Raw genomic sequence first — 2,522 nt, 5'->3', positions numbered from 1 at the left:
AACTGCCAGATCGGGGGTGCGACACGAAGTCGCACGTAGTGAGTGGGCTCGTTGGGAGGAGGGTCGGTGTGATGCCGAGGACGTGGCCCCGGGCCAGTGTCCATGGCCTGTCTCCGCTCGGACGTGCGTCGCTGGTAACGGCGGGGTGCGAAGCTCCGGGAAGAAGCCCAAGGACCTCCGCTCCACTCGGAGGCCACAGGCAAGGAGAAGACCGGACGGGTGAATGTGAGTGAACCCTCGACGATGCCTCGTGATGGCAAGCCCCGCAGGTGGAATGCAGTGGCGGGGTGCAGGACTGGCCGCTGAGAAGCGGCAGGTGCCGGTCGCAGACACCGAGTCGGCCGGGAGGACACCACCGTCCCGGGGTAATGAGGGCGCCCACCCCGGTCGCACCTCACACGTGTGGAACGTGACAACCCCGTTGGGGTCCAGGCGGCTTGCCGCCTGGTCAGCCGACCGCAAGGAAGGCCCAATTCCCCAGCGGGAACAGGACGGCCCAAGAAGCCAACGCCGGTGCGCCGAAAGGCAGCAGGAAACCGGGGCAGACCATCGGCTCCTCCGCCGAGCCCCGCATAACTGACCGGATACGGGCGTATGCCCGATCCCGAAAGGGAGCTGACGTGGGCCGGGTGAGCCCGTGAAGAACGTGACTGATCAAGGATTCCGGAACCGAAGGGCAAGTTGGACACCATGAGGACCGAGGCGACTGCTGTTGCGACGCCGCAGGTCCGCGCGGTGAACGGACCGGAGGGCACTCTCCCCGATTGGGACGCCATCGACTGGCGCGCCGAAGAGGAGAGCGTACGGCGTCTTCGACAGCGGATCTTCACGGCGTCGCAGGCAGGAGACCTCAAGAAGGTCCGCAACTTGCAGAAACTGATGCTCCGTTCGCGTGCCAACACGCTGGTGAGCGTGCGGCGGGTGACGGAGATCAACGCGGGGCGCAAGACGGCGGGCGTCGACGGACAGGTCGTATTGACCTCCCGGGGCAAGGCGGAGCTGGCCCACTGGGTCCAGCACCGCACCGGCCCATGGCAGACCCGACCCGTCAAGCGCGTGTACATCCCCAAAGCAGGCGGCAAGAGGCGTCCGCTCGGAATTCCCGTGATCGTGGACCGGGTGCAGCAAGCCCGCGTCTCACAAGCACTGGAGCCCGAGTGGGAAGCGCGGTTCGAGCCGAAGTCGTACGGCTTCCGGCCCGGCCGCAGCTGCCAGGATGCGATCGCGGCGATCTACTGGACGGCCAAGGGTAAGAGTGCCCTGCGTCGGTGGGCGCTGGACGCGGACCTGGTGGCGGCGTTCGACCGGATCGACCACACCCACCTTCTCGCCCAGCTCGGCTCCTTCCCCGCCCGGGGAACGGTCGAGCGGTGGCTGAAGGCCGGCGTGGTCGAGGACGGCCGGCTCACCCCGACCGGGGAGGGAACTCCTCAAGGCGGCGTGATCAGCCCTGTCCTCTTGAACATCGCCCTGCACGGAATGGAGACGGCCGCGGGAGTGCAGTACCGGCAGACGGGCCGCCGCGCTGGCGACACGATGCCGGGCTCCCCGCTGCTGGTTCGATACGCCGACGATCTTGTCGCCCTGTGCCACTCGCGGGAACAGGCCGAACAGGTCAAGGAACGGCTCGCCCAGTGGCTGGCGCCCCGGGGTTTGGCCTTCAACGAGGACAAGACGCGTGTCGTCCACCTCGAACAGGGTTTTGACTTCCTCGGGTTCACCGTCCGCCGCTATCACGGCAAGCTGCTGATCAAACCCAGCCGCGAGGCCGTCAGACGGATCCGGCACAGGCTCGGCACCGAAGTGCGAGCCCTGAACGGGGCCAACGCGGCGGCGGTGCTGCACCGGCTCAACCCGATCATCCGGGGTTGGGCGGCCTACTACCGGAACGTGGTCTCCAGCGAGGTCTTCGCCTCCCTGGACGACTACATGTGGAAGCTCGCCTACAAGTGGGCAACCCGCGCCCACCCGAACAAGTCGAGGCACTGGGTCACCGCCCGCTACTTCGGCCGGTTCAACAAGTCCCGGCAGGACCAGTGGGTGTTCGGCGACCGCCACAGCGGCGCCTACCTGCTGAAATTCGCCTGGACGAGCATTCTCCGGCACCAGATGGTTCAGAACGGAGCGTCCCCGGACGACCCCGCCCTGACCGAGTACTGGGCCGATCGACGGCGCAGAAGCGCACCTTCGCTGGTCAACCGCGCCACCTTGCGCCTGCTCAACGCGCAGGACGGGCGCTGTCAGATCTGCCGCAGGCCGCTGCTGCCCGCCGAACGTCCGCAAGCGGACCCCACCCAGTGGGAGACATGGCTGCGGGCGACCCGCCAGGCGATCACCGAACGGATGATCACCTACCACGGGATCGGCACGCCGGACGGAACGCAACTCCGTCTTGTCCACACCACCTGTCAGCAGCTCAACACCGCTGGCAGCAAACCCGCAACATCAACTCTGCACGCCCGCACGCCTCCAGGGCTTGCTTGAGCCGTGGTGCCCGGAAAACGGGCATGCCCGGTTCTGAG

Annotated in this window: 1 protein-coding gene; it reads left to right on the top strand. The window is 67.3% G+C overall.

What is annotated here, in order from left to right:
- The first annotated feature begins 690 nt into the window (after positions 1 to 690).
- Positions 691 to 2,484, top strand: a complete 1,794-nt coding sequence (gene ltrA, locus KV557_RS41590; RefSeq protein WP_218207319.1) for a group II intron reverse transcriptase/maturase — start codon at positions 691 to 693, stop codon at positions 2,482 to 2,484.
- Positions 2,485 to 2,522 lie beyond the last annotated feature (38 nt).

The organism is Kitasatospora aureofaciens, from assembly GCF_019192735.1.
Classification (GTDB): Bacteria; Actinomycetota; Actinomycetes; order Streptomycetales; family Streptomycetaceae; genus Kitasatospora; species Kitasatospora aureofaciens_A.
Note: the sequence above shows the minus strand (reverse complement) of the source record. Positions and strands in the feature narration are given on the sequence as shown.

Excerpts from the sequence above, each read along its gene's own strand:
- ltrA (WP_218207319.1), top strand. The coding sequence starts at position 691 with ATGAGGACCGAGGCGACTGCTGTTGCGACGCCGCAGGTCCGCGCGGTG.